5 protein-coding genes and 1 pseudogene are annotated in these 5,507 nt (G+C 43.6%); 3 read left to right on the top strand and 3 right to left on the bottom strand.

Annotation, left to right across the window (positions count from 1 at the left end):
* Positions 1 to 480: pseudogene (locus tag B7C60_RS18820) on the bottom strand (alpha/beta fold hydrolase); the annotation flags it as partial.
* A 92-nt stretch (positions 481 to 572) separates the two neighbouring features.
* Here B7C60_RS18820 and seqA point away from each other — a divergent pair.
* Both seqA and pgm read left to right on the top strand, forming a co-directional pair.
* A complete protein-coding gene (gene seqA / locus B7C60_RS09795; RefSeq protein WP_099611495.1) occupies positions 573 to 1,124 on the top strand; it encodes a replication initiation negative regulator SeqA in 552 nt (183 codons plus the stop codon).
* A 107-nt stretch (positions 1,125 to 1,231) separates the two neighbouring features.
* Positions 1,232 to 2,878, top strand: coding sequence for a phosphoglucomutase (alpha-D-glucose-1,6-bisphosphate-dependent) (gene pgm / locus B7C60_RS09790; protein ID WP_099611494.1), 1,647 nt, complete (start codon positions 1,232 to 1,234; stop codon positions 2,876 to 2,878).
* Positions 2,879 to 2,931: 53 nt separating this feature from the next.
* On the opposite strand, the gene B7C60_RS09785 is transcribed toward pgm, so the two are convergent.
* Complete coding sequence (locus B7C60_RS09785) at positions 2,932 to 3,711, bottom strand: DUF1853 family protein (RefSeq protein ID WP_099611493.1); 780 nt, start codon at positions 3,709 to 3,711, stop codon at positions 2,932 to 2,934.
* Positions 3,712 to 3,803: 92 nt separating this feature from the next.
* Between B7C60_RS09785 and B7C60_RS09780 the strand changes: the two genes are divergently transcribed.
* Complete coding sequence (locus B7C60_RS09780; RefSeq protein ID WP_170886618.1) at positions 3,804 to 4,562, top strand: Nif3-like dinuclear metal center hexameric protein; 759 nt, start codon at positions 3,804 to 3,806, stop codon at positions 4,560 to 4,562.
* A gap of 54 nt (positions 4,563 to 4,616) precedes the next feature.
* Here B7C60_RS09780 and B7C60_RS09775 read toward each other — a convergent pair.
* The coding region (locus tag B7C60_RS09775; protein ID WP_245869141.1) for a citrate synthase at positions 4,617 to 5,507 on the bottom strand (891 nt) is incomplete at its 5' end.

Raw genomic sequence — 5,507 nt, 5'->3', positions numbered from 1 at the left:
CGCCAAAAATTGGCAAACGCTTTCTTGGCTAATATGTTTGGCTAATAGCGCCATGACTTCACTTCGAGAGGCGGGTTTTTGTTCCAATACCGAATCTAATCCAGCGAAAATATGATCATGTCGACGGATATGATAAGCGACCGGTGCCATATCCAGTACGATGAGCTGTTGTATAATATCTGGTGCTAAATCTGCCAATTTCATCGCCACTTTTCCGCCCATTGAGTGGCCGATAATCGTTGCTTGGGTGATGCCAAGATGCTGAAGTAGTTGATCGACATCTCGCGCCATAAGAGCATAATTATGTTGTGATGAGTGAAAAGATTGGCCGTGATTACGTAGGTCAATACTTAATACTTGATGATCGATTTTTAGGTCACGGGCTAACAATCCTAAGTTACTCAAATTGCCAAATAGACCATGGATCAAAACAACGGTGTGACCCTCACCTTCGAGTTTATAATTGAGCAATGCTGACATTTTATCTTAATCGTAATAGGTTTAACGTAGAGTCTCGGCAAAGATCTCGCTATAATCCCTGAGAGTTTAAACATTGAGATTGTGAAAAGCGAATGAAAACAATAGAGGTTGATGAAGATCTATACCGTTACATTGCTAGCCAAACCCAACATATAGGTGAAAGTGCCTCCGATATTTTGCGACGTTTACTGAACGTTGCTCGACAGCCTGTACAACAGTCTGTGCAACAACCTGTATCTGACGTGTTGGCTCCTAAAGGTATAGTTGTGAGTAAAGATGCCGCACAAGAAACGAAAATCGATAGCGTTAAAGAGATGCGTGGCTTACTGATTTCAGATGAATTTGCAGATCTTAAAAAAGCGATTGATCGTTTTATGCTAGTGCTTTCTACACTCTATCGTATCGATCCTGAAAGTTTTTCTGAAGCGATGTCAGTCAAAGGGCGTAAACGTGTCTATTTTGCGGATAATGAGCAAACGCTATTGGCCAATGGACAAACAACCAAGCCAAAAGCAATTCCTAATACGCCTTTTTGGGTTATCACCAACAATAATACAAGCCGCAAACAGCAAATGGTGGAACAGGTGATGGTTCGAATGAATTTTCCGACCGAGATCATCGACAAAGTGACTCAATCGATTTGACTTTTTAGCGTTCAAAAGCAAAAGTCTGATTGAAACCTCATAATATGCAATCAAAACGGCGTACTATGGGGTTTTTTATTTGTTGTTATTTTACATAGGATGTCATTATGGCTATGCACCCACGTGCAGGACAAAAAGCACAACAGCAAGATTTGCATAATATTCCCGCCCTTGTTGCTAATTATTATTTACTGCAACCTGATCCGAACAACCCACAGCATCAAGTTCAGTTTGGTACATCAGGTCATCGAGGAAGCGCCGATAAGGCAACATTTAACGAAACTCATATTTTAGCTATCGCTCAAGCGGTGGTGGACATTCGCTCTGCGCAAGGAACAGATGGCCCGATCTATATCGGTAAAGATACCCACGCACTCTCAGAACCGGCATTGAGTAGTGTGCTCGAAGTTTTAATTGCCAATGGTGTTGAAGTCATTATTCAAGAAAATAATGGTTATACACCGACCCCTGGTATCTCACACGCTATTTTAACTTATAACCTTGAGCATACGGCTAAAGCCGACGGTATCGTGATTACACCGTCACATAATCCACCACAAGATGGTGGCATTAAATACAACCCAACTCATGGTGGGCCAGCGGAGGGACAGTTAACTCAAGCGATTGAAAATCGAGCCAATCAACTGATTTCTCAAGGTTTAAGTGGTGTAAAACGGGTTTCGATTGTTGAAGCGAAGCAATCCCCTTTATTAAAGCAAGTTGACTTAGTAAAACCCTATATTGATGACTTGGTTAATGTGATTGATATGCAAGCCATTCAGAACGCCAAGCTGAAAATTGGCGTTGATCCACTAGGTGGTAGTGGGATTGATTACTGGCGTCAAATTGGTCAAGCCTACAATCTAGATTTAACCTTGGTCAGTGAAGCGATTGATCCAACCTTCCAATTTATGTCATTAGATAAAGATGGCGTAGTGCGAATGGACTGTTCATCGCCTTATGCAATGGCTGGGCTGTTAGCGTTAAAAGATCAATACGATTTGGCCTTTGGGAATGATCCAGATTATGACCGTCATGGCATCGTAACCCCGCAAGGATTGATGAATCCCAACCATTTCCTCGCTGTTTGTATCGATTACCTTTATCGTCATCGTACGGGATGGAGTACAGAGGTGGCGGTAGGCAAAACCTTAGTATCCAGCGCGATGATTGATAAAGTGGTCGCCGATTTAGGTCGTGAGCTATGTGAAGTTCCGGTGGGATTCAAATGGTTTGTGGATGGTCTATATTCGGGTAAATTTGGCTTTGGAGGAGAGGAAAGTGCGGGAGCCTCTTTCTTACGTAAAGATGGTACCCCTTGGTCAACAGATAAAGATGGCATTATTTTATGTTTACTAGCGGCTGAAATTACCGCCGTGACTGGGAAAAATCCTCAGCAATATTATGATGAACTCGCTGCTAAACATGGTGATTCGTATTATAGCCGTATTCAAGCGGTAGCGAATGGGCCACAAAAAGCAGTTTTGAGTAAATTATCACCAGAAATGGTTACGGCTCAGACATTAGCTGGCGATCCGATCACTGCTCGTTTAACCCATGCACCGGGTAATGGTGCCGCCATTGGTGGGCTAAAAGTCGCTACTGAATTTGGTTGGTTTGCTGCTCGCCCATCGGGAACGGAAGAGATTTATAAAATCTACTGTGAGAGCTTTAAAGGAGCACAACATCTCGCTCTGATTGAGCATGAAGCGCAGCAAATTGTGAATCAAGTCTTTAGCGACGCAGGTTTGTAAACGCGTTATCAAGGGTTTGTGTAAACGGGGGAAGTACGGAGTGCTTCCCCTTGTTATTTGGGTTGGTTGAACTTGGCTGATGCTGGCCAATGACGCGGCATAATAAACCAAAAAATGCCTGATTCACTTTGGCAATGCACAAACTCCTCATAATGCTGCTCAGCGAAGTCAGTCGGTGATGTTTTTTCTCTGCCGGTTAACCATTGGGGTTTATCTAAAGAGTAGAGTGGTTCATCAATGAGTGAGACTTGGTCTTGATAGCACCAGTGCCCCTGAATTTGGCTACAATTAAGTGAGTAACCTAAGCATTCTTTTGGAATGGGCTCTGCTTGAAATGGATTGGTATATAAACGTCCTTGCATCAGTAAATGCGGCTGGGCATTGGCCCATAATGGATAAGTTTGGCAAAACTCTAAGCGAGTTGAGAGGGAGAGTTGGTGATTGAGCATGTGAGCGAGTTTAATGTCTAGCCGATCTTCTGCATTCGGCCCATACCATAAACCTTGGTGAAGAAGGTAAAATTTGATAGCGACTTCCCAATGCTCATATGCATCCGTGTGGCGATTCTTAGTAATAAAATCAATGGCACCGAGCGTTTTTCCATGTTCGTTAAGCTGGATTTCTTCCGATACTGCATTATAACGCGGGGTGCGAGTAAACAGTTGTTGGCATATAAACTGATAAACAAACCCTAACCTTGGATTCCCTTGATAGTTAGGCCAACGTTGCTCTGGCGCTGGTGGTGTAAAAGGAACCTTTGCCACGATAGGACAAGAGGCCTCAAACAGGGTTGGGGTTTTGATGACCCAATTGATCAGCGGTGTGATGTCCATATTATTTACTCTTGCGGAGGCGGTACTGTTTTCGACATTCTAGCTTGAAATTGTTATAACCACGTCATGCTAATCAAGTCATGGAACACAAGATGAACAATTTTCAGTTAGAAGCTTTGTTAAATGAGACCTTGTCTCCACAATTAATCAAAGATTACTGCCCGAATGGGCTGCAAGTCGAAGGTAAATCTGACATCAAAAAAATTATCACTGGAGTAACGGCATCTAAGGCATTGATTGAGCAAGCAGTACAACGTCAAGCCGATGCGCTATTGGTTCATCATGGTTATTTTTGGAAGGGGGAACCAGAAGCCATTCGTGGCATGAAAGGTACTCGGTTACGAACATTGATCAAACACGATATTAATTTGCTGGCTTATCATTTACCACTTGATATTCATCCTCAACTGGGTAACAACGCGCAGCTAGCACAATTACTGGAGATTGAGGTTGAAGGCGGTTTAGAAGGGCATCCTCAATCGGTGGCTCTATATGGCTGTTTGCGTCATGCGTTGAGTGGTGAAGCGTTAGCGACTAAGATCACTCAAGCACTTGAGCGTTCGCCTTTACACATCGCACCGGAGCAACAAGATAAGCCGATTAAAAAAATTGCTTGGTGTACCGGTGGTGGGCAAGACTATATCACGCTTGCCGCTGAACAGGGCATGGATGCTTTTATTTCGGGAGAAGTCTCTGAGCGTACGACCTATATAGCGCGTGAACTTAATATTCACTATTTTGCTGCAGGTCATCATGCCACGGAGCGTTATGGTGTGAAAGCGTTAGGGGAATGGTTGGCGAGCACACATGGTTTTGAGGTGGAATTTATCGATATCGATAATCCAGTATAAAAAATAAGAGCGAGGCAAACCTCGCTCTTGTTTTACCCAACAAATGTCAGGGAGTTATTCACGTTCATGAAGTGGCTGGAAATCTCTTAGTTTCTGACCAGTATAGAGCTGGCGCGGGCGACCAATTCGGTTTTCTGGATCGCTATGCATTTCATTCCAGTGAGCAATCCAACCAATGGTGCGTGACATAGCAAAAATAACCGTGAACATTGAGATTGGAATACCAATGGCTTTTAAAATAATACCTGAATAGAAGTCTACGTTAGGATAGAGTTTCTTCTCAATAAAGTATTCATCTGAAAGTGCTATGCGCTCTAGTTCCATCGCCACATCCAAGAGCGGATCTTGAATATTGAGTTCTTTCAATACGTCATGACACGCTTCGCGCATTACGGTCGCACGAGGATCGTAGTTTTTATACACCCGATGGCCGAAGCCCATTAAACGGAATGGATCATCTTTGTCTTTCGCGCGCTCGACATATTCAGGGATCTTATCCACGGAACCGATTTCTTCCAACATACGTAGGCAAGCTTCATTGGCTCCACCATGAGCAGGTCCCCATAGTGATGCGATACCTGCGGCAATACAAGCAAAAGGATTTGCTCCTGAAGAACCCGCAAGACGTACGGTTGAGGTGGATGCATTTTGCTCGTGATCCGCGTGCAAGGTAAAGATTTTATCCATGGCACGGGCAACGATAGGATTCACTTCATACTCTTCACATGGGTTAGCAAACATCATGTGCAAGAAGTTTTCTGCATAAGTCAGATCATTGCGTGGATAAATAAAAGGCTGACCGATGGAATATTTATAACACATGGCTGCGAGGGTCGGCATCTTAGATAACAAGCGATAAGCTGCGATCTCTCGGTGTGTATCATTGTTAATATCGAGCGAATCGTGGTAGAAAGCCGCTAATGCACCGACCACGCCACACATCAC

The organism is Vibrio fujianensis (genome assembly GCF_002749895.1).
Taxonomy (GTDB): domain Bacteria; phylum Pseudomonadota; class Gammaproteobacteria; order Enterobacterales; family Vibrionaceae; genus Vibrio; species Vibrio fujianensis.
Note: the sequence above shows the minus strand (reverse complement) of the source record. Positions and strands in the feature narration are given on the sequence as shown.

Bases quoted from the DNA above. Each gene is read 5' to 3' on its own strand.
- seqA (WP_099611495.1), top strand. From the start codon at position 573: ATGAAAACAATAGAGGTTGATGAAGATCTATACCGTTACATTGCTAGC.
- pgm (WP_099611494.1), top strand. From the start codon at position 1,232: ATGGCTATGCACCCACGTGCAGGACAAAAAGCACAACAGCAAGATTTG.
- B7C60_RS09785 (WP_099611493.1), bottom strand. From the start codon at position 3,711: ATGGACATCACACCGCTGATCAATTGGGTCATCAAAACCCCAACCCTG.
- B7C60_RS09780 (WP_170886618.1), top strand. From the start codon at position 3,804: ATGAACAATTTTCAGTTAGAAGCTTTGTTAAATGAGACCTTGTCTCCA.